17 protein-coding genes and 1 riboswitch are annotated in these 22,918 nt (G+C 37.4%); of the genes, 3 read left to right on the top strand and 14 right to left on the bottom strand.

Annotated elements, in window-relative coordinates:
• Positions 1-19 precede the first annotated feature (19 nt).
• The 12 genes from MJG50_RS03975 to MJG50_RS04030 form a co-directional block, all read right to left on the bottom strand.
• Positions 20-1,615, bottom strand: a complete 1,596-nt coding sequence (locus MJG50_RS03975) for an extracellular solute-binding protein (protein WP_240252908.1) — start codon at positions 1,613-1,615, stop codon at positions 20-22.
• Positions 1,616-1,692: 77 nt separating this feature from the next.
• Positions 1,693-2,568 (bottom strand): carbohydrate ABC transporter permease, encoded by an 876-nt coding sequence (locus tag MJG50_RS03980; RefSeq protein ID WP_240252917.1) that lies wholly within the window; start codon positions 2,566-2,568, stop codon positions 1,693-1,695.
• 18 nt (positions 2,569-2,586) lie between these two features.
• Positions 2,587-3,498: an ABC transporter permease gene (locus MJG50_RS03985; protein WP_240253052.1), complete on the bottom strand. Its 912-nt coding sequence runs from the start codon at positions 3,496-3,498 to the stop codon at positions 2,587-2,589.
• A gap of 219 nt (positions 3,499-3,717) precedes the next feature.
• On the bottom strand, positions 3,718-4,338 hold the full coding sequence (locus tag MJG50_RS03990) for a YesL family protein (RefSeq protein WP_240252919.1): 621 nt from the start codon (positions 4,336-4,338) through the stop codon (positions 3,718-3,720).
• 57 nt (positions 4,339-4,395) lie between these two features.
• Positions 4,396-6,396 carry a heparinase II/III domain-containing protein gene (locus MJG50_RS03995; protein ID WP_240252922.1) on the bottom strand — a complete coding sequence of 667 codons (2,001 nt, stop codon included), beginning with the start codon at positions 6,394-6,396 and terminating at the stop codon, positions 4,396-4,398.
• 32 nt (positions 6,397-6,428) lie between these two features.
• Positions 6,429-7,847 (bottom strand): extracellular solute-binding protein, encoded by a 1,419-nt coding sequence (locus MJG50_RS04000; RefSeq protein ID WP_240252926.1) that lies wholly within the window; start codon positions 7,845-7,847, stop codon positions 6,429-6,431.
• A 94-nt stretch (positions 7,848-7,941) separates the two neighbouring features.
• Positions 7,942-9,006 (bottom strand): alpha/beta hydrolase family protein, encoded by a 1,065-nt coding sequence (locus MJG50_RS04005; RefSeq protein ID WP_240252928.1) that lies wholly within the window; start codon positions 9,004-9,006, stop codon positions 7,942-7,944.
• A gap of 18 nt (positions 9,007-9,024) precedes the next feature.
• The gene (locus tag MJG50_RS04010) at positions 9,025-10,848 is read right to left on the bottom strand and encodes a hypothetical protein (RefSeq protein ID WP_240252930.1); all 1,824 of its coding nucleotides are present in this window, start codon (positions 10,846-10,848) and stop codon (positions 9,025-9,027) included.
• 23 nt (positions 10,849-10,871) lie between these two features.
• Positions 10,872-12,107, bottom strand: coding sequence for a DegT/DnrJ/EryC1/StrS family aminotransferase (locus MJG50_RS04015; protein WP_240252931.1), 1,236 nt, complete (start codon positions 12,105-12,107; stop codon positions 10,872-10,874).
• 1 nt (position 12,108) lies between these two features.
• Positions 12,109-13,827, bottom strand: a complete 1,719-nt coding sequence (locus MJG50_RS04020) for a polysaccharide deacetylase family protein (RefSeq protein WP_240252933.1) — start codon at positions 13,825-13,827, stop codon at positions 12,109-12,111.
• A gap of 354 nt (positions 13,828-14,181) precedes the next feature.
• A complete protein-coding gene (locus MJG50_RS04025) occupies positions 14,182-17,547 on the bottom strand; it encodes a carbohydrate binding domain-containing protein (RefSeq protein WP_240252934.1) in 3,366 nt (1,121 codons plus the stop codon).
• A 269-nt stretch (positions 17,548-17,816) separates the two neighbouring features.
• Entirely contained in the window at positions 17,817-18,566 is a 750-nt protein-coding gene (locus MJG50_RS04030) for a hypothetical protein (RefSeq protein ID WP_240252936.1), read from the bottom strand.
• Between the two features lie 169 nt (positions 18,567-18,735).
• Positions 18,736-18,836, top strand: a riboswitch (SAM riboswitch).
• A gap of 91 nt (positions 18,837-18,927) precedes the next feature.
• Between MJG50_RS04030 and MJG50_RS04035 the strand changes: the two genes are divergently transcribed.
• The gene (locus tag MJG50_RS04035) at positions 18,928-19,680 is read left to right on the top strand and encodes a cyclase family protein (protein WP_240252937.1); all 753 of its coding nucleotides are present in this window, start codon (positions 18,928-18,930) and stop codon (positions 19,678-19,680) included.
• Positions 19,681-19,947: 267 nt separating this feature from the next.
• A complete protein-coding gene (locus tag MJG50_RS04040) occupies positions 19,948-20,598 on the top strand; it encodes a GGDEF domain-containing protein (RefSeq protein WP_240252938.1) in 651 nt (216 codons plus the stop codon).
• Positions 20,599-20,938: 340 nt separating this feature from the next.
• Here MJG50_RS04040 and MJG50_RS04045 read toward each other — a convergent pair whose 3' ends face one another.
• Together MJG50_RS04045 and MJG50_RS04050 are read right to left on the bottom strand one after the other, a co-directional pair.
• Complete coding sequence (locus MJG50_RS04045; RefSeq protein WP_431307257.1) at positions 20,939-21,400, bottom strand: hypothetical protein; 462 nt, start codon at positions 21,398-21,400, stop codon at positions 20,939-20,941.
• Between the two features lie 139 nt (positions 21,401-21,539).
• Positions 21,540-22,046 carry a hemerythrin domain-containing protein gene (locus tag MJG50_RS04050; RefSeq protein WP_240252939.1) on the bottom strand — a complete coding sequence of 169 codons (507 nt, stop codon included), beginning with the start codon at positions 22,044-22,046 and terminating at the stop codon, positions 21,540-21,542.
• A gap of 345 nt (positions 22,047-22,391) precedes the next feature.
• Between MJG50_RS04050 and MJG50_RS04055 the strand changes: the two genes are divergently transcribed.
• Positions 22,392-22,844 carry a DinB family protein gene (locus tag MJG50_RS04055; RefSeq protein ID WP_240252940.1) on the top strand — a complete coding sequence of 151 codons (453 nt, stop codon included), beginning with the start codon at positions 22,392-22,394 and terminating at the stop codon, positions 22,842-22,844.
• Positions 22,845-22,918: the final 74 nt, after the last annotated feature.

A 22,918-nucleotide genomic window follows, 5' to 3' on the forward strand; every position in this document is an offset into this window, starting at 1 on the left:
CATTAATAGCAGGTATCCATTATTCCCAAACTCTATCCGTGTAACCCTTTTCCTTAATACCTTCATTCATTTCCTTAATAAGATCAGCACCACCGCGTTGTAAGTATTCTTCTACAAGTTGATCCCAGTCAGAAACAGATCGTTGACCAGCAATCATTTTTGCTTGTTCATTCATTACAAATTGAGTTAAATCTGTACCTTTTTCTTGGTTTACTTGAGAGATGACACCATTTGCAGGATCAACATACATTTTATTTGATTCAAACATTTGTTGTAATGAATCTACTAGCGCTTTCATTGCAGGTAAGGAATAATCATCTGCATATTTGATTGCAGCATCTGATGGAACATGTTCTCTGTTGTCTAGAAAATAGGTGGATGGTGATAATCCATCAGATGAGAAGTTAGAGACATATACAGGACTTCCATCCTCCATGTTGTAGCCAACTCCTTCTTTCCCCCACATCCAATCAAAGTCAGCATTATCTGGATTTCTTTCTTCTTTCGCGAAATATGTCTTACCAAAGTCTACGAGCTCAAGGGCACGATAGATTTTCCCTGGATCATCAGCCAATTTTGCATTTAATGCTAGAATACCAGAGTTACCTGAGCCCCTTGTAAAGCCAACAGATCCGTCTGGAGCTTCAAATGGTGGGATTGCCACAAATTCTGCCTCTGGATCGATATCTAGTAGACCACTCATATAATCTTCGGACATTCCTGAGACACCACCGATGAAGATACCAGCTTTACCTGAATAGAATTCTCCATTCGTATCTGCCCAGTTTAATACGGCAAAGTCTTTAGTCATCGCATTAGCTGCATATAAATCAGCAAAGAATTGAACTAATTCCTTACGTCCTTCAGAGATAATACCTGGAATATATTGACCCTCATCATTTTGGTGATACCAAGAATTAAAGTCCCAATACGCTCCCATATTAAAGTTCGGGTTAATATTCTCTCCAATTGCTACACCATACGTATCTTTTTCTCCATTTTGATCTGGATCATCATTTGTAAAGGCAATCGCAATTTCTTTCAGCTCTTCATAATTTGTTGGTAGCTCCAAACCTAAGTTCTCAAGCCAGTCTTTACGGACAATCGGAGTTAATGGATATGGATTTGTATATCTTGGAATACCATAAATATGACCATTTACTTTGAATGCATTATAAATAGAGTCTGGAATACCACCTAATGTTTTATAATGTTTTAAGTAATCATCTAGTGGCAAAAATGCTCCTTCTTCCGCCCATTGATAAAAGCGAGAATCACCTGCTTGGAAACCAACTAAGTCTGGCATACTTCCACCCGCAACAATAGCGGATGACTTTTCCGTATAGTCACCCTGTGGAATGATTTCAGGCTTATAGTCGATATTGAATCTTTCATTGATCATATCAAGACCAGGACTTTTCAATGGCGGTGGATCCCCAAAACGGAATGTCATCCCAGTAATTGTATATTTTTCAGTATGATCAAAAGGATCGATATTTGCTGTATCTTTGTCACCATCTTTATCTTTTCCACCGGTATCCTTTGATGTACAAGCAATCACACTAATTGACAAAATACTAATAACGAATATCAGCAAAAGCTTTCTAAGTTTCAAGTTTATCCCCCCGTTTTTTTATTTTAAAGCGTTTTCAATTTCCGAAAACAAGTGGCAAAGGGCACTTTCTGACTTGCTTATCCTTTAACTGAACCAAGCATCACCCCTTTGGCAAAATGTTTTTGTAAGAATGGATAAACGACTAATATTGGCAATGTTGCTAGTAAAATCGCAGCCATTTGAATCGTTTCAGGTGGTGGAAGAGCCTCTAACATCATTTCATGTCCTCCAAGTGCCGCATTTGGTTCATTTACGATTACGATTTGACGTAAAATAACCTGGATTGGCCATTTTGCAGGATCATTTAAATATAGAACTCCAGTGAAATAACTGTTCCAATGACTAACAGCATAGAATAAGCCAAATGCTGCTAATGCTGGCTTAGATAGAGGTAGGATAATCTTAGTGAAGATTTGCAGATCATTTGCCCCATCAATTAATGCTGCTTCATTTAACTCATCAGGAATACTTAGAAAAAACTGCCTCATGATAATTAGATTAAATGGACTAATTGCAACTGGTATAATTAATGACCAAAGACTATTGATTAATCCCGTTTCTTTGACAACGATATATGTCGGTATCATTCCTGCAGAGAATAATAATGTAAATAGGACCAAAAATAATATTGTCCGTTGACCAATAACGGATCTCGTTAATGCATACGCCATTGTAGAAGTGAAAAATAAATTGACAGCTGTCCCTACTACAGTAATGTAAATGGTGACAAAGATTGAACGAATGAATTGGTCAGAGCCTAAAATATATGTGTAAGCATCTGTTACCCATTCCTTCGGCCATAGGATGATTTCATTCTCTAAAAAGTCACTAAGCGATGAAAAGGATACTGCAAATACATAGAAGAATGGAAATAACATGATTAAAGCAATGATGAGTAATATGATGCTATTAAATGAATCAAAAACAACAGAACCTCTTGACCTCTTAATCATATCGGCCCCCCTTTTTAGTTAATATAAGCCTTCCTCACCAAATTTCTTAGCTAAACGATTCGCTCCGACAACTAGTAAGAGACCAACCAATCCTTTAAAAAGACCAACAGCGGTTGCAAAGCTATAATTTGCTTGTTGAATACCTTTAAAATACACAAATGTATCTAACACATTTCCTGTGTCCATATTAAAGGGATTTAGCATTAAGAAAATTTGTTCAAACCCAGAATCCATGACATTGCCTAAACGTAGGATTAGCAAAATGATAATCGTGCTTTTAATGGCTGGTAATGTAATATGCCACATCTGTCGAAAGCGATTAGCCCCATCCATTATCGCTGCTTCATATAGATTTGGATTAACACCCGCTAAAGCCGCCAAAAAGATAATCGTTCCCCAACCAGATTCTTTCCAAATCACTTGCAAGATGATGATTGGTTTAAATAAAGCTGGATCTGTTAAAAATGGGATTGTGTTCGTACCAAACATCGACCCAAGAAATCCATTCACCAATCCTTCACTTCGTAAAAAGATGACTGTAATCCCTACTACAACAACCCAGGATAAAAAATGTGGTAAATAAACAATTGATTGTACAAACCTTTTATAATATTGATTTCTTAACTCATTTAGCATAAGGGCTAATACAATCGATATTGGGAAGGCAAAGAAAATTTGTAGAAATGAGAGCTGTAAGGTATTCCAGATTACTCTAATAACCTCTGAATCTTCGAATATTAATTTGAAGTATTTTAACCCTACCCACGGGCTATCCACAAATCCTCTAAACGGACTATAATCCTTAAACGCAATCACAATTCCTACCATTGGTAAATAACGATAAATAAGAAAATATAAGATGCCAGGAAGAAGCAATAAAAATAAATAGCGATCCTTCCACATCTTCCTGCCAATTTTCGACCAATTCATCCTTCGCCGAAGTTTCTTTTGTCCTTCTATGTAAAATTCCGTTATTTTTTGTTCCTGTTTCTCTATTTCCATTTTGCCCCCCCTTTTTCAGTAAGGATTTTCCATCAATTTAATTGTATTGATTACATGTATATGACATGTATATAAGTATAAGGATAATATATTATTACGTAATTTTCAATAAGTTTAAAAAATATTTAGAATTCTTTTCTTAAATATCTATTGGGCTTTTTTCTCCAATTTATTAAACAGCTTCATTGCGATCATCATTAAACAGAAAGCAATTAAACTGCCACAAAAAAATGGTAGTAAACCAGGGATCTTGATCATGAGGTAATATGGAAAATAGAATGCTAATGCCATGATGACGGAAACAATGGGCTGAGATAAAACAAGTAGAATCGTATTCTTTATATACTGTAATGGTCTCAGTTGGAAGTGAACATAGACAGGGAATGCAAATAATAAACACAATACATAGATCACACCGATCATAAAAGTGAAATATGTAAGTAAAAGGCTCCATAGACTAGTGAACTGGCGAAAAAATTGCAAATCAAAATACAAAATGAAGCCGAGAATAGCCCAAATATATCCATACAGATTACTCCCTAAAAATTCCTTTTGATATACCTGTCTAAAATACATAAATGTACTGAAATCATCTTCACCCTGAAGCCATTTTCTTATTACTGCAAACATCGCAATGGTTGACGGAAAAATCCCTGTAACAAATAATCCTAATACACTTCCAAATAGCCATAGTATATTTACATATACTAGTTTCAAAGCCCAATCCGCATAGTATACAAGACTTCTTTTCCATCCTGAAACTTCCATTGTTGTAATCCTCCCTATGTGATATTGTAATTTTTTGTTTATTTATAGTTTACATGATTACAACGGATTCTTAAAATAATATTTTACGATATATTTCTCACTATGAAGTTTTATTTCATTTTCATTTATTTGTATATGGTCTATTATTTCTTGATCACATCTATCGATTTCAAGCTGCCATTCAGAACCATTTTTTACTACCTTGTAAGTGAGTTTCATATCCTTTTTATCCTTCATTTTCGGATAAAGAATGGTAATAACATCTTGCTCCATACTATCTTCTTTAGGCTTGATTTCAATGTAAGAACCATACTTTTCAGCCCCTGGATATATGGCGACCTTCTTTGTCATTTCAGGAGGATAAACTGTGTAGAGACTTACCATAGCTTTTTCACCAACAATATCAATTTGGTCCCCTGTACATTCATCACCTTGCTTCTTGAATGATGAATCTGATTTGATCTTCGAGTTAGTATGATAGAGAAAGGTTAACTCGTCTTCCTCAGACTTTTTCTTAACACGGTCTATTACTACAAAATAAGTTTTATCAATATGGAGGACCATCCTCTTCCATAAGGAAATCATGCTATCATATGGCTTTGTTGCATCACCAACAAGAATATCAAGGTGATCAGATGTATGCCAAACCGTTAGTTCACTTCTTCCTCGATGAATCTGGCCATTCCCATTTACTAACATTGCATTATGGCCAATCGTTCCTAATGTAAATTCTCTTTTTGGACCCTCGACATAGTCTTGGTAACCTGGATTTGTGAGTAACCATTCACCTGCTACATGTAGTATGAAATTATTTTGGTCAAAATGATTATGGTCTTTAGCCGATTTACTTGCTGTAAATGCCAGTAAATGGTCGCTAGAACCCCATCCACTTCGGAATGAGGCCCAGCCAATACTAGGAAAAATCTTTGATGTTTGTTTGTAATATTGATCTGGTGGTAGAGGTGGTATGACGGCTTTCATATGCATCATGATGTCAGGACTGGAAGGAGTAAATTCATGGACATACCAGCTTGCAACATGGTTTCTGTTATTGTAAGCTAGCATTCCCAAGATGTAGGCGAGATCAAGGCTATAAAAGGAATCAGAGAAATTAGCAAAACTTGCTTTCTCATCTGTTCCAAGCATATAGAAAAATAAATCAGGTAAAAATGTTTCAAAATATTGGTGGTTTATCAATCGATCTATTCCCGTAGATCGATGTAAAATGTCTGCAGCCATCAATACATGTCTTGCTGCAACATTCGTATACAATAAACCTTCTATTTCTGGGCTCGTAAGGCGATTATGTAAATACATCGATAAATAGGAATAAGAATTCGTATAGTAAGCCTCAACATCAACTTCATCCATGATCGCTAAAGAACCAATTAACATAGCAACTTGCTTTGAGGCAATAATATTATGATTATTGAAGTTTTGAAAATCAATTTCTAATGGGTGTAAACCATTTAGTAAAATAGCTTCTTGGACGATCTTTTTTTCATCATTTGATAGGTACTGATAGATGGCATCATAGCCAATTGCCATCGCCAGTATAAAATGGGCATTGCTTAAATTCCCTTCTGCACCACGATGTGGAAACTCATACCATCTCTCAAAATGGCTCAAGGCAATCACATATTCCTTAATTTTCATTGCGTACTTTTCGTTATTCGTCATTCCATAAGCAAATGATAGAATCTTAATTCGTTCCTCAATTGCTCTTGAATACATTGTCCAATACGGGAAATCTACATAACCATCTGGTTCTGGAATAGGTAACAATTGTGTTAAAGGCAAGTCGATGGTTAAGGTTACCTCAATACTAGGATAGGTGACATGGAATTTCTCTTCTGTGGCATACGAATCTGCACGCTTATATAATTCATCTGCCATTTTATCGAAATGGAGAACTTGGCGATCACCTTTTTGCGTGACCCTTTTTTTCGTATCTTCGATTTCACTTTTAGTCAATAAGATTCGAGGGTGTGGATGAATCGTTTTTACAATCCCATTGTATTCCATATGATCAATCCTTTCTTTTGAGATACCTGTCAATTACTTGTCTATTTTTGTTAAATCGAAGGCTTTTACTTCACCTTCTCATTTAGTAAATTTTCGATTCGACTACATACGTCCCCTGTTCGTTCCATATTTGCCCATAGAAGCTGTAATTCATTTTCGACTAGTTCTATTTCAGATGTTGTTAATTGAAGATCTCTAATTGTTTTTGCAAAAGGCATCATTTCTTTAAATGCGTTGTAATTATCAGGATGGATTCCAGGCTGCAATAGATAATTATCTTCCGCAACAAAACGCAGAATAGGGATCGTACAGCCATTTCGCTTCAGCATCGTTTGCGCTTCCGTACTAACCATATAATCGATAAGTGCTTTTGCTGTTTCCTTCATTTGACTATTTGCATTTATTCCGAGCGCCCCACCTAATAAAAGCGTTGCCTTTGTTTCCTTAGCTGGTACAGGAAGGACATCCCATTTAATTTTATGGTCCCTAAACTCATTCATAAAATAATAGGTTGTGAGGATCATCGCTGCCCGTTCACGCATAAAGAGATTTTCAGCTAATTCATTACTTCCATGTGAAAAAATCGGTGAAACCTTATGCTTATACATCATGTCAACACAGAAACTTAATGCATCAATATTCTCAGATGAATTCATCACAGACTTTGAACGATCTTCTGCCATGAAGTCGCCATTATTTTGGAGAATAAATACCGGCCAACGATTTGATGAGGAGGAGAAACAGAAACCATACTGATCTACTAGTCCATTTTCATCCATATCCTTCGTGCATGTCTTCGCAATTTTAAGCAAATCATTCCAATTGTCCATTTGAAATGAAGCAGGAATATTTGCCTCCTGGAACATTGTTTTGTTATAACAGATCATAACTGGAGAAAAGACAAAAGGTGTGACCATCGTTTTACCATCAACGGCAAACATATCAAATACTTTCTCATAACTATCCTTCTCGGCATTTAAATGTTCTGGAACATATTGCTCAAGTAAATCTAAGCGATTTGATTCAATAAGCTCCCGAAAATGGTAATCTGAAACGATAAAAAGGTCAGGACCTGCACCATGTTCAATCAATTGCATCACATTATACATATAATCCGTGACAGGTAAAAGCTGTAGATTAATTTTAATAAAAGGGTTCAACTGCTCGAATCTTTCAATAATTTCTTCAACAATTTCTCTCTCATATGAATCTGAGAACCACGCAAGAGTAAGTGTTTGTTTTGTTGTTTCTTGTGGCAATGTCACGCGATTGCCCTTACCAGGGATTTTTTCAATTAATCCTTCTTCGACTAACTGGGCTAACACTTTCCGAACGGACACTCTACTTAAATCGTATTGTTTGCTTAATGTATTTTCCGGGAGGATAAATTCCCCTGGTTTAATACGACCCGTTAGTATTTCATCCTTTAATTCTGTTAAAAATTTTTTATAGCGTTCTTCAAAATCATTTACTTTCCTCAGCACCGTATACAGCTCCTATACAACTTATTGACGACCTCATTATATCAAATGTTGTAAAATTAAAACTACTATTTCGAACAGATTGTCTAAAAATGATTTAGGATAGCCATTTATCAAGGAAAGCATATGCGAGTTGGCGTATTTCATGTGGAAAATCATGACCAGTATTCCCGATATATGATGTGAATTTATTCCCTTCCCCTAACCAATTGTATAAATTAGCAAGTTCACTTACTCCGTTTGCAGCAGGCTGCCAATGCGGAAAAATATGATCTGTTTGGCCCATCCATAAGAAAAAGGGAGTTGGTGCCACTAATGCAGCAATTTCATTGAACTCAAACGGAACCTTACCATGATCTATATCTTCGGTAAGCTTTGGAATATGTGAGAACCAATCCCTCTTTCCCCACCGATATGTTTCTGGATCTTCAGCAAATGTCGCAAAGCCACAGCTACAGACCACGGCTTTTACTCGTCTATCCACTCCAGCAAGAAAATACCCATTATAACCACCTAGTGAATGGCCGATCACACCGATTCTTTCATGATTTACAAAGTCGAAGTCACATAGAAGATTGATGCCATGAACATGATCAATCAACATCTTCGAAACAGCTGACCAATTTGGGTAATTTTCATAAAATGGTCCTGTATAAAAATAATTTGCCCCATCGTTCACACGTTCTCCCGCAGTTATCGTATCAGGTGCTAACACAATATATCCTTTTTGCACTAATTCGAGTGCATACTTTCGATTTTCCCTGCCAGCTTCAAGTGAAATATCATTTTTCCCCTCATTACTTGTTGGATGTAGTGCTAATATAGCCGGAAGCTTCTTCTCGGTTGGAACATTCTTTTGGAAGAGGAAACTCTCCATATTGTTAAAAGAATCATCCATGTCATCCATAATCGGAACGAGAATATAAGCAGGAACAACATCATCATACACAGAATGGTATTCTATTTTTACTCGATAATGATCGTTTTCCTTTTGTAACGATACAATTCTACATACATTTTTTTCACAAGGAGGAAGCTCACCAATATACTCAATCCATGTTTGATAAATCATTGAACGTTTCTTATTCCATTGCTCCATTGATTCAATCCCGTCAAGTAATGGTGGTATGCCATTTTTCCTTAACCATTCCAAATCGTACAAGCACATAACCTCCTTGTATCATTCATAAGCATCGATACTGCAAAGATGACTACCTGAGCCATAATAAATTCGTTGATTATACAGGACGATCCCACTTGTCGCTGTTCGAGAGAGTAATCTTACTCCCTTAACTGCTATCTCCTCGTTTACACTTATCTTTACAATTGCATTGCTTAATAAGCATAACAATCTATTCCTAGACTCGTCATAAACAAAGCCATTCCGAACCATTTTTCCGTATTTCGAAAAATCCTCTGAATAGATGACCGCTTTTGATTGTGGATCAAAAACAAAATAGAGGCTTTCATTTGTTAAACAATGTGCATGATCATTCTTGTCGATATAGATTTGTGAGATTTCTTGAATTCCACGTATTGGTTGGGTTATATCTTCTACTTGTCTTTTTTCCAAGTTAAATAAATAGAGACAGGCTTCGCTTTCCTTTGGCATAGCACCACCCGGCGTTTCGATGCTTGTGCCTGCTAGAATTAACCCAGATGCTAATTGACCGAGAGAGAAGGTACTTTGGTTCGGAATAATGTCTGTATGTGGAATGATTGTGTTCGTCTTCGTTGGAACATGATAGATTCCTAATCCCCCACCTACCATGCCATACCCTGGAAACCCTCCCCACACAATATGAACACCATCTTTATGGGCAAGGGCACATCTTGGTCGGTGTATTTCCTGATGTTCAAACAGGAGCTTAGGGTTCTTTTCTGGATGGAATGGTTTCTCTGTATCGAATTCATATAGCTTCCCACCTGCATAAGCTACACCAATCATGAATGTACCTTGGGAAGCATAAGCAGCAATATTACCGCCACCACCTTGATCAATTGGACCAAAATTATGAATCTCATTTTTTGAAAAATCAAACGTATAGAATTGCAGAGGATGCATAGAAGTCCCGTATAAAGCATGATCAGGACCTACATATAAGGTAGACAGATCCGCTCCATTCGATTGATAGTCTAGTTGTACTTTTTTCTTGGAACCATCACTATGTTTAAATATGACATACTTTTCCGAGAGACTATACTTTTCCACAAGATATGTACCCGCATGATTACGATGTATTTTTTGAAATCCTTGCCCTGAATATGGAGACAAAGACCGAGCCGATTCTTGAATAGGAACGGCATCTCCATCATGAAGCATCCGCCAATTATCAGATTCGTAAGTGTTTTTTAAATCGATTGCATCCCAATGGCCATATACGTAGCCATCGACTCCCTTATATACAAATCCTACACCTTTTGACCTTTGTTCTTCAGCTACGAACGATTTCATCTTATTATCGATCGGATGGAAAGCGATTATATTTTTTCTTTCCGTCCCAACCCCAACATATATCCAACCCTTATTGTCAATGGCAATGCTGCCAGGGTATTTTTCCGTTTGTTCAATTGAACCAAAATCCGTTATTTTATTCGTTTTTGGACAATACGAAAGAACATGGACATTTGGGTATGTGGTAAAATAGACCATTCCTTTGTCATCTTCTGCAAAGCTAAAGCCAATAATATCCTCACCATTTTCAATATACTGCGAGAAGATAAATGTTTCTCTAAAAGGGTCTAGCACCATAAAAAGCTGCCCTGCTCCTGTATAAAACAATCCATTGCTACTGAATGAAGCAAATGGATACTCCACATACTTTTCTGGGAAAAACATTTGCGATGATTGAGAAGTGTCGGGGTCGACGATGACAACAAATCCTTTGGCAGCAATCACAAATCGGGATTCCCCTTTTTCATTGATACAAAAGGCTGCTGTTCGTGCTTCATCGTACTGTACTGGTATCCCATGGTCAGTCGCCTCAATGACGTTGTCACTCATTTTCATCTCCCCCTTTTCCATAACTACTTTTTTCTCTGAAAATAGCTTGATACCTTCTTAATTCCTTCTATTATTTCCTCAATGTCACCTATTTTGTAAAATTCACTTATATTTATTCGAATCGCTGTATTCAAAATATCCTCTGCTTCAGGACAAGAGCCGGCCTCATAATTTTGGTCTGATAAATCAAATGGGAATTGACTATCTACATATGCCTGTTTTTTCTGTAATAAAGGGATTTGATATAGCACCTTTGGGATATATCCTGCCTGATTTGGGATCCCCTCTGCCGCCAACGCTTGAGAGAACTCTGCTCTCGAACAGGTAAATTTGCTTTCATCAAGTCTGAACATATAGAACCAGTATGTACACCAGCCTCCTGGTGTGATTTTCATCGGTTCTATTCCTTCAATTCCACTCATTCCTTTTGTCAGCAGCTCCCCATATGTGTTTCGCGTTTGGCAAATCCATTGTAATTTTTTTAGCTGGGCAATCCCGACAGCTCCTTGTAACTCTGTCATTCGATAATTTGGTGCCAAATATTCGATATCTCTTGCAACAGAATCAGCTAATCTTTGATAGTTTTTATCGGCAAAGGCATGTGCTTTGAAATAGTCTTCTTGATGAGTAGAATTGACTGTGACAATTCCGCCATCACCTGTTGAAATATGCTTGAAATCATTTGTACTAAAACAACCATAATCACCAATCGTTCCAACAAGTCGGCCATTATATGTTGTTAAATAGCTTTGAGCACAATCTTCAATGACTTTAATATTATACTTTTTCGCAATTTCCATAATTGGATCCATATTACAAGGATTTCCCGCTAGATGAACAACGATTATTGCTTTTGTTTTCGGAGTGATTTTTTCCTCAATTGATTTCGGATCCAAATTATAGGTGTTCGGCTCTAAATCAGCGAAGACAGGAATGGCATTTTGGTATAAGACCCCAACAATCGTTCCTTGGTCAGTTATCGGACTTGTGATGACCTCATCTCCAACCGTAACCCCAGCAGCACCTAAGGCCACATGGATCGCAGCTGTACCTGATGATGTAGCAACACTATATTTCACACCGTACATCTTGTTAAAATCCGCAAGAAATTGCTTCACCTTCTGGCCAAAATGATAAAAAAGTGTATTTTGATTCAATGCCTCTAGTAGTTCTTTTGCCTCTTCTATCCCAAATCTTTCCCCGGTTGAAAATGGAGTTGTTTTAACTTTTGATCCACCATGAATCGCTAATTTCGTCATTTTACGCCATCTCTTTTCCGATTTTTTTAACTGATTGCCGCAAAATCTTTTTCTCAATACATGGAATACCAAAGCGTTCTACTATCTTTTCATTGCACGTATTGTTTGAATTTGGAATAGGTATATAGGCTACTGCATCTTCAACATTCACATCATCCAAAGTAAGGACATGATGATTATGATCGACTCCAATTATTGAAATTTTGCGTCGTTTCCGTTCCCATTCATTAATTTGTCTAGATGTCCAGAATGTGAAGCCTTCTTGTTTCGCCTGCACAATCAGCTGTTGAATCGCCTCATAGACATCCTCTTGATGATGAATGTGGTACTGATGAAATAGGAAATGAGCTACCCCATTCACAAGCTTGACATGATTCAAGAATGGATCGATTACACTTGTGTCAGCTAAGGCATGATGATTTAAATCTTGCGTTAAAAAACCAAGCTCAAGGACATTATAAAAGCGATTATTTTCATCTGCTGAGGCAATCGGGAAGAACGGATGGCATGTTCCAAAGAGAAAACCGATATTCCCTTTTTTACTTGGTCCACGTGATTGGTCAACCTCAATTCCACATTTCTCACACCATGTAAAAAACTCTCCCCAGCCTTCAAACCGAGTATAATGATTTTTATTCGAAACAATATCATTTGTATTGGATGCTTTTTTTAGAATATTTAACTGTTCACGGAAGGCTTCTTCTCCCCAAATACCTTCCTCCGCTTTTAACGCATTATAGTGAAAGGCCAATTCATGACCATCATTCTTTACCTGCTCGTAAATGGATTGGTCATATCCGGGCATAATCATACACCATGTCGAATGAATTCCATGTTTCCGCAAGACATCCAATGTGGTTATCGCCGAGGCATCTTCATTTAAATCACTATCATGAGAAATCATCGCCATATGCTCTACATCTGCTGGCCAATAAGCTAAGAATGGAAGAGTTACATTCTTCTCTATGACTCTATTTAAAAGATGTTCAATCATTACTTCACGCCAAAGGTCTGCATATGGTAGTGAAAAATATGGTATACCCGTTCCTGTTTGCTCTCTATCTAAATTCCAATCGAGTTCAAACCCATCATCCGCTTTCAAAATCCCCTCATCGAGATTGGCTGATCCATCCGGGGCAGGTACTCCATCCTTTGAAACTGGCTGTGTTCCTTGTTGGATACCGACAATTGTTTTAGGAATCGAAATGGCCCAACGATCAATATGGCCTTTCCCAACTTTAATTTGATGTAAGGCCACTACTTCAGAATCATTTTGGACTTTATTTGTTATATAGATTTTTCCCTTTTCGGATACATTGTCGGAGGGTGTCACCTGCTCCCATGGTTCTGCTTGTAAGAAACGTAATGGTTTATCTTGGTTAAAATCATCATTTAAAAATGCGTATCCCCTCTGTACTTCAGATGCTTTTCGGAAACCGAGCCAATCAGCCAATCTATTTAAACCACCGTAGCTAATGACAGTTCCACCCGCTTCAGCATATTCTACAATTCGTGACATCGCCTTTGGATTTTCCTCCATAACGCCGATAACCAATGCGTCATAGCTTTGAAGATTAGAGAGATCCTCTACCATTTGAAAGGGCAATCGTAAATGTTCAAAGACCTCCAAAATATATAATTCAAACACATTCATCCCATTTGACCATCTGTTTTCTACCTCTTTTTGATCAATATAAATACCGACTTTTCCGATTTTCAACCTACTTCACCTACCCGTCTTTATGAACATGTATATGACATGTATATCGCTAATATCAATACTATAATATAAAACTAATGATCTTTCAATGTTTTTAAGAATATTTTGACATATCAAAATGCGCCTTAGCGTATTTGCGCCAAGATTTTTTCGAGCTTGCTCGAAAAGCTTCCTTTAAAAAATCTGAGGCATCCGCCGGAGGCTTTACCTTTATTCAGTCGGGGTTTGAACCCCCACTGAAATGAAAACTGATTTGCATTCATCTCACCACTTATAGAAGTGGGAGACTTCTGATGAATAAAGTTAAAAGCCCGAGAACGAAGTGAGGTCACTTCTTCCCGGGCTTGCTTCTTATTATTTACCGCTATTGCCATGTTTGTTATGAACTTGTATTTTTATCGTGTTTGTTTCAATTGTCTTTCCATTAAGTGTAACGATTGCCGTAATTTTCGCAGCACCACTTTTTAGAGCCTTGACGTTTCCATTTTCAATAGTCACTATTTTTTTATTGCTAATTCGATACTCAATTTCGGCCCCTGATAATTCATGTGTACTTCTTTCTTTTTCAAGTTGGACATGAAATTTTAATGGTATCGTTTCTCCCGCTCTTATTTTTGTTTCATCCACAGAAATATGGGCATCCGTGATCTTTACTAATAGGGATTCATCAGTGTACTTATAGAGACGATTTCCGTTTGACAAATAAAATGCACCAAAATCATCTTGGGTCATATGCTCTACCTTGCTAGCAAGTAAGGTTACTTCCTTCGTCGTTACATTAAATGTAAAGAATTTCCCTGCAGCAATTCCACAAATATTTCCATCTGTTCCAATTTCTAATTTTGCCTCTCTCCAACGGTTACTAGCTTCAGGATAAATATCCTTCGTAAAAGTCACTTCATTCGTTTCCGTGTCAAATGTGAATATGGTACCATTTGCCATTCCCCACACATTTCCATCAGAACCGATTGTTAAAGCTGTAATTGCTTGCCTATTTGGTACAGGAACGATTTCAAATGTTTTTTCACCTTTTTCAATATCCCAAATGAATAATTTTGCTTCTGTTGTCGTTGGAGTAGATCCTTGTCCGCCCGCAACAGTTGTTCCACCATATACTTTTCCATCCTTATATGTTAATGAAACAATACTTTGGTCAGGCATGACATTCCAATGAACCTCTGGCTCACCTTTTTTTATAACATCATAAATTGTAAATGCTCCACCTAAATGTCCATTTTTCGGAACGGTTCCAATAAATAACTTGTCATAATCCTCTACACCAAGCATTGCAAATGGACGATCCTGTGGTGTGTAACCTTCAATCTCATCATTTTTCTCAATACTAAATAATAAATCAGGATTTAGTTGATTCGAATCGGTGCGATTCCATGGCTTACTTAAGTCATACTCATATATACGTGCATTTGGATATACACCAATATAGAGATTACCTTTCAAGCTTGCCATCCCTTCCCCTTGGCCGATATCATTCAAGCGGATGTTTTTATTTGAAGACGGTAAATATGCACCCATATTTCCTGGTAAATAACCTGTACTGTATATCTTTCCATCTGGTCCCTTACTTAATTCGTGAATTAGAACGGGCTCAGCCGGAAGCTCTAAATCTACTAATTTTAGCTTTCCAGTTTCCAAATTGTATTTATATAGCTTTCCACCATTACCTGAGAGGCCAACAAGTGTGTAGCCTGGGAAGCCTTCTTCCTCTAATTGAAGGAACTTATAACTAATCGCACTTCCTTGAATGTCTACTTGTAAGGATTTAAATGTATTTGTATCTAAGTCATACTCATGAAGAATACCAAAATGTGTGAAATAAATTTTGTTGGCAACTGGTGATTTACCTGATACCCCTCTTGAGGACTCTGGAATACTTTCTACAACCTCACCAGTATCACCATTTATTGCTTTAATGACTTCTTTTGTTTCGGTGTCTAGGACAAACATTTCATATACTGACTCTTTTTGAGCAAAAAGTTTTCCATCCACTAAATCAAGGTCATAGACGGAAATACTATCAGAAAACTGCTCTGGTAATATATTCGTCTTCTCACCTGTATTCATATCATATTCAATTAAGTGTGCAACACTTCCGATACCTGCATAGACCTTATTTGTACGTTCATCATAGGCAACACTTCTCACCCAGCTTTGACCATCAACCATCGTTCCAAAGTTTGTGAACGTTTCTGTATGAGGGTCATACTGATACACACTTCCCGTGCCATAGGTTCCGCCAATGATTCGCCCGTCACTTGCAGTATCGATTGGATATAGGACTGGATCTGTGTCTGACACAGGATAGCCTAAGTTTTCTAGTGTGTCGGTATCTGGGAAGTAACGGTATAAATACCCTTTATTATAGGCCCCGAGATATACAGTGCCATCAGAAGCAACAGTAACAGCCCATGCACCTGAAGTATCAGCTAATGAATGGCTTTTCAGAAGCTTCTCTGTTTCAATATCAACAATGGCAAGCTTAGACGGTGCGCCTGCAACGACTGTATACAATACATCCCGGCCATTTGCATCCTTACCGATATCCCCTAACATAACCGTTGTTTTAGACACTTGAACACCTAAATCAGTGGCCACCTCTTCAATCGGATTCACAATTTCCTCCTCCGGTGCTTCGACAACACCTTTTACAACACGAACCTCATCCACATAATGTTTATATGTTTTTGAATTACTTCCTGCAAATAAGACTGCTAGTTTTGTAGCATTTTTTGGTGCTGTTGCCGTCACATAGTTTTTCGTCCATTCATTCGTAGGAGTTGTTAATTTATTCCACTCAAATTCACCCGTATATGCCCCGTTCTTATCGTAGAAACGAACATACATATCAACCGAACCATACTCTAGAAACACATCAGCTATAGCTGTGTATGTTTCACCGGGATTAATCTCAATAAAATCACTGCGAACAAGCATATATTTGTCTGGTTCGTTAACAATTTTCAAGCTCTTAGTTCCTTTGGAGGCTTTTTCATCCGTTACTTCAAAATGATCACTATTCGTTTCGGAATCCTTTGACCAACCAGGAATTACACCCTCTTCAACTTCTTCTTCAAATCCAGCATTCACAACTGGAAAATCTGTCAAATCGGGCGGATTTACTTCTACACCCTTTTCAAAAAGCATGACGTTATCGAAGTTAAATGTTCCCACATTACCTTTTCCTGAGTAAAATAAAATCGCGACGAAAGCAGTATTATCAGGGGCAGTCGCGTTTACAGAAATATCCTCCCACGAAGAAGTTGGCCCTGTTTTAACGCCGTTATATCCTGTAATATACTTCCCAGTATTATCAAAAAATCGCAAGTAGATTTCAGCATTTCCACCCGTTTCGATGGAAGTCTTCGCAGTAGCCCGATATTCCTTACCAGGAATAGCCGGGATATTACTGCTAATCATTCCTATATTGGCTGAACTACTACTATCCACTAATTTCAGGCTATTTTCTCCACTAAAGGATTTTATATGATCTACCGTAATTCCATCAGTACCAAATATTTGTGACCATTCCTGGATACTTCCATCCTCATATAAAGCTGCCTCAAAATCATGATTGCTAACTTCCAAGCTCACTTCATCTGAAGATTCAGTTGTTGCAAATGTGGTGATTGGAACTAAAAGATTAACCAATAACATAAGGCTGGCAAAAATGGATAGCCTCTTCTTCATGATTTTCTGTTTCATGATACTTCCTCCTTCGTCATTTAGATCATTAAAAACTATTATCCCACCTCCCTTTGTATACAGGTATATATCCTGTATATTCATCAGCAAAAAAAATCTAGGCTTCAGCAGTACGTTCAAAAAATCTAGTTGTATTTCAAGAATAATCTGACTCCTTTAAAAAATAAATAATCCTTTCTACCTATATTTGGGCAAACCATAGGGACGGTTCTTTTGGTTTGTTTTCTGATAATTTGAATAACATACCATGAGAACCGTCCCCCTGGATCCTAATGAAATCCCTTCTCCATGTACCTTTGCTCCATCCATACGATTAGTTCTTCAACGCTCATTTCCTTAACTACCTTTCTAGTACTCTTTCGATTTGCACCAAATAGCTCTCTTTTCAACTCGGAAATTCGCTTGCTATTTTGTAGGAGTACAGAAGCCATTCTTTGCGTGTCCTCTACTACTAATCGGAGATCCCATTTTCCTGTATTACTGTTGGCAATTATATGAGGGTCTGAAAATCCTTTATCTTCTATTCGCCAATTATAATTTAGATCGAGATCACTTAATAAATTCTTATACAATACCATGAACCAACAGGCATTATAAAGCCCGAAGAAAGAAATGTATGGTGATTTTTTTCCATGACCATCACAGCTTGATATCGTTCTTACTCCTGCTGCACTCAGCGATTTAATAAAAAGCGCCACTCCGGTTTCTAACGTAATCGTTCTAACTTTCGGTCCGTACATGCCATTAATGAAATATTTCCAGCTACGCCAACCACCATCTCCTCCAGCCTCATGGTTTCTTGCGGGGTACCAAATAATCTCATGAATTTTTCGATCATCTAATTCTCCCGTCATTATTACCTTCTCGCCTTGAAACGTAACGGAGATATTTAATCTGTCTAGCATTTGTTTGAGATCCATAAGATCCTTAGGATGACTACCTTTTCCTAACGTAAAATAGTCATCCTCTTCTACTATGAAAAAACCTCGCTTTTGTAAAGCTTTCACTAAGTCACTCATTGGTCCCCTCCACAAAAAGTTCATATTTATTTAAAAACCCGTTACCCTAGATTACGGTCTATCCTGTATTCTACCTGTGCAATCGCAAACATATCAATGGTTAATTTACTGTTGACAATTTACTTTTTCAGGTCTATAGTAAAGCTCATAACTTAATATTCGAAATTTTTTCTTATCCAGAGAGGTGGAGGGACTGGCCCTTTGATACCTCGGCAACAGACTTAAATAGTACTGTGCCAATTCCAGTAGCTTGAAGCTAGAAGATAAGAAGAGCAGGTCATTTTATTCGTCTTTTTAACCCCTCTTCTTATTTCTAGAAGAGGGGTTTTTGTTTTAAAAAATAATTTTAGAGGTGATTTTAATGTCAACAGTAAAAAATGAAAGTGAACTATTGCATGCTATTGAGGTATTACAAAGAAAGGAATGGGTTGATCTGACACATACATTCGGCCCTGATTCTCCACATTTCTCAGCGTTTGAGGATGCTGAGTTTAAAACACTGTTCACACATGATGATGGCTTTTTCGCTCAACGTTTTACGTTTCCAGGACAATACGGAACACATATTGATGCGCCTATTCATTTCGTTCGTAACAAGCGTTTCTTGGAGGAACTAGAGTTAAAGGAACTTGTATTACCACTAGTTGTGATTGATAAGTCGAAGGAAGCACAAGAAAATCATGACTTTATTCTCTCTGTTGATGATATTCTTACATTTGAAGAAGAGCATGGAAAAATAGAAGCTGGTACTTTTGTGGCATTACGCACCGACTGGAGTAAACGCTGGCCTAACAAAGAAGCATTCGAGAATAAAGATGCAGAAGGAAATAGTCATAGCCCTGGTTGGGGAATTGATGCTTTAACATTTTTATTTAATGAACGAAAGATTAAGGCTGTAGGTCATGAAACATTTGACACTGATGCAGCAGTTGATGTCCGCAAAAACGGATCATTAATTGGCGAATATTATGTGCTTGAGCAGGATACGTATCAGGTTGAATTATTAACAAACCTTGATAAGGTACCAGCAAAAGGTGCTGTCATCTTCAATATTAGTCCAAAACCCGAAAAAGCAACAGGATTCCCTGTTCGTTCTTTTGCTATTTTGCCATAAGCCCAACATTTTAAATAGCAACACATATGCAGAGGGACTGTCCCCTCTGCTGTCCTTTCGTTTTGAGACACACTTCATTTCATTACTACTTTCATTAATTTGGGACTTACAACAATCCCTTATAATGGAATAAATAATTATATAAATATAATTATTTTATTTGGTTATATTCTATATTGATTAGATTATATGCACGAATGCAAATCCGTGATATTATTGTGATAAGCGCTAACTAGGTCTTTATAACTACATATGGTGGGATTTGAAATGAAGCATTCTGGAAGATTTTTCGCAGTAGGTATTATCTTGTCTTTACACACGATTTATTTGGTCTATTACTATTTTCGTGATGGACAAATTGATATTATCGATTTACTTGGATACCCATTGTTTTATTTTATTGCTTATTGGTGTGGCAAGCAATATGATAAAGCTCAATACTTTTCGGAGAAGGATACCCTTACTAACCTTTACAATCGCCGTTTTATAATGGGTGCATTTGATAAAATTATATCATTCGCTGATCGTACAAATAGCAAGCTATTCGTATTAATCATTGATTGTGACAACTTCAAAGAAATTAATGATTCATGTGGTCATACGAAAGGTGATTTGGTTCTATCCAATATTGCTAACATCCTTTTACAATCGATAAGAAAAAGTGATGTTGTTGCTCGTTGGGGAGGAGACGAATTTCTAATTATCGGGCATTACAAGGATGATGCAGGCCTACAAACCCTTATTCAACGGCTAGATGACCAATTAGAAAGTCTTTCACAGCAAATGAGCTTAAATATAAAAATCTCAATTGGTTCAACTATTTATCCAGATGATAGCAACAACTTAGAAGAATTAATTAAATCCGCCGATCAAAATATGTACAAGCAGAAAGCTCAAAATAGAGAAAAGGGGGAATAGAACAGGATCTATTCCCTCTTTTTTTTGACCTTACGAATAGAAACAGCCGAACTAATTCAGACTTACTATCTGAATTATAATACAGGGATTCGCCCGTTTTAATATCGATGGATTTCCATTAATTAGGGGTATTGGCCGAATTAATTAGAAAGCCCGCCGGATTATTGTGTAAATCGGCCGAATTATTCCTAAAACTCGCCGGATTAACTACTGAATCGGCCGGATTATCTTCAAATCCCGCCGAATACCATATTTTGAAGGCTGCTGGTTACTCAAGAATGCACAGAATGACTAGAATATACCTCGAATTCACTTTCCGCGAACACAGCAGTCGACATCCTTACACACATGTAAACGATGAAATGCGTCGTAGGTCGATTCCGAAAAACAACCATCTAAAGCCATTCCAGCGGTACCCTGAAATAGAACTTCTACCAACAAAGGTTGGATAAAACCAGAATTGCTGACGATTTTGCAGCCAGACATACGTAAATCTGAATAAGCATCTACGAATACTGCCAGGATCTACAGCAAACGTACTGATTTCTTGTGATTGCATAGGTACGAATGATGGGGGTGGACTATTTGGCGGCCCCACATCCTGCCCTTGCTGCCCAAACGGTGGTCCAAAGTTTGGTGGGCCTGGTGGAGGACCAGATGGTGGCCCCATCAAACCACCCGTGATAATTGGAAACAAAAATTGTCGATCATCATACGTTTCATAGTCATAAGGAACAGGATTTCTATAGGCTTGATAGCCATTTACATCATGAGAATAATAAGGTGTACAATACTGACACATAATATAACTCCTTTTGTGTTGTGACCTACAACATCATATTCACTAGTTACTCGCCTATCAACTTGTACCTTAAAAATGGGTGTTTACCTATTCATTAAGACGCAAAAAAGCAGGTAAATCCTTTTCAATATTTTACAATTCATACTTGAAAAAGTCGTTCAAGTTCCTCCTTTTCAACGATCGATAGAATATTCTCTGCCAGTGGGAACAGCACTTTTTCTTCCTTAGCAAAGTGCTGGGTTAGTGTGGTATAGGCCTGGACTGCATACACTGTAATTGCTAGTGCTTCGTTTTCATTGATAGAAGAACCCGCTTTCCCTGCTTCGGTCAAAAAATCATACAGATGCTGCTCTGCCTTTTCATGTTCAAATTCCATCGTATTAATTGTTCTGTCATTATCTCCAAGGTGGCGAGCCATCATTGGGAACAATCCATCATCCTCACGTCTGGAATGTGCCTTTAGCTTATTGTTGAATATCGAAATATGCTCATATAATTTTCCAAACAATCCAATCACTGCAGAACCTGACTCATATTCGATCTCTTCAGCCATCTCATAGAAAAGATCCATTTCTGCCCTTAGTGCCACATGTTCATCCTTTAATTGTTGTAGTGGCCTACATAATACAATACTCGAATCATCCATCATAATTTCACCCTCTTCTGCGATTCTTAAGCTCCAAAATGGCTAAATCATAGCTTATTAACTCTTCTTAAAGAATACTCCAAAATTATCAAAAATATCGTGATGATAATCACGCCAAACATAATCCGCATCACAGAGATGAGCCTTGTTGTTTATGCTTCAAGAGAATCGTCCTTATGGTTTCGTGACAAGCATTCACTTGGACATTTGATACCCTATCGTGGTTTTCTATGTATTCCAATGGAGCCACCCTTAAGGTTTGCTTTCCAAATTCCAAAACCAATCATTTGCTTTTCACCTTCTTATATCCGATAATTTTAGTGATAAAAGAACGGAGGGATTATGATGAGTGAAATAGTTAAAAAGCAATTCGAGATAGCTCGTGCAGGAATTTTCAAGGATGTTGAAGGTGTATCACCAGAAATTTTTGATATTCAACCAGATGGCTTATCTAATACAATCCATTGGCAGCTTGGCCATATTTTAGCTTCTGCTGAAGGGTTCCTATTTGGAAAAAATGGGAAATTACCTTCCAACTACAAAGATTTCTTTGGCTATGGTTCTAAGCCTTCAGAGTGGGGGAATGATGTTCCATCTGTTGAAACACTTTTAGAGCAATTAAAGGAACAACTGGAACGAATTAAAAATATTCCCGCTGAATCATTTCAAACTCAATTTCCAGAACCAGTTCTAGGAAATCGTACATATGGAGAACTTGTTCATTTTACCGCAATCCATGAAGCCACACATGCAGGACAAATTCATGTGATGAAAAGACTTGTTGAAGCTTCGAAATAATCGTAAAGGCCGAAATTCATCTGAATTTCGGCTTTTTTTAATGTGATTTATTCTACCTAACTAGGAGGTTTAGG

The organism is Fredinandcohnia quinoae (genome assembly GCF_022427965.1).
Classification (GTDB): domain Bacteria; phylum Bacillota; class Bacilli; order Bacillales; family Bacillaceae_L; genus Ferdinandcohnia; species Ferdinandcohnia quinoae.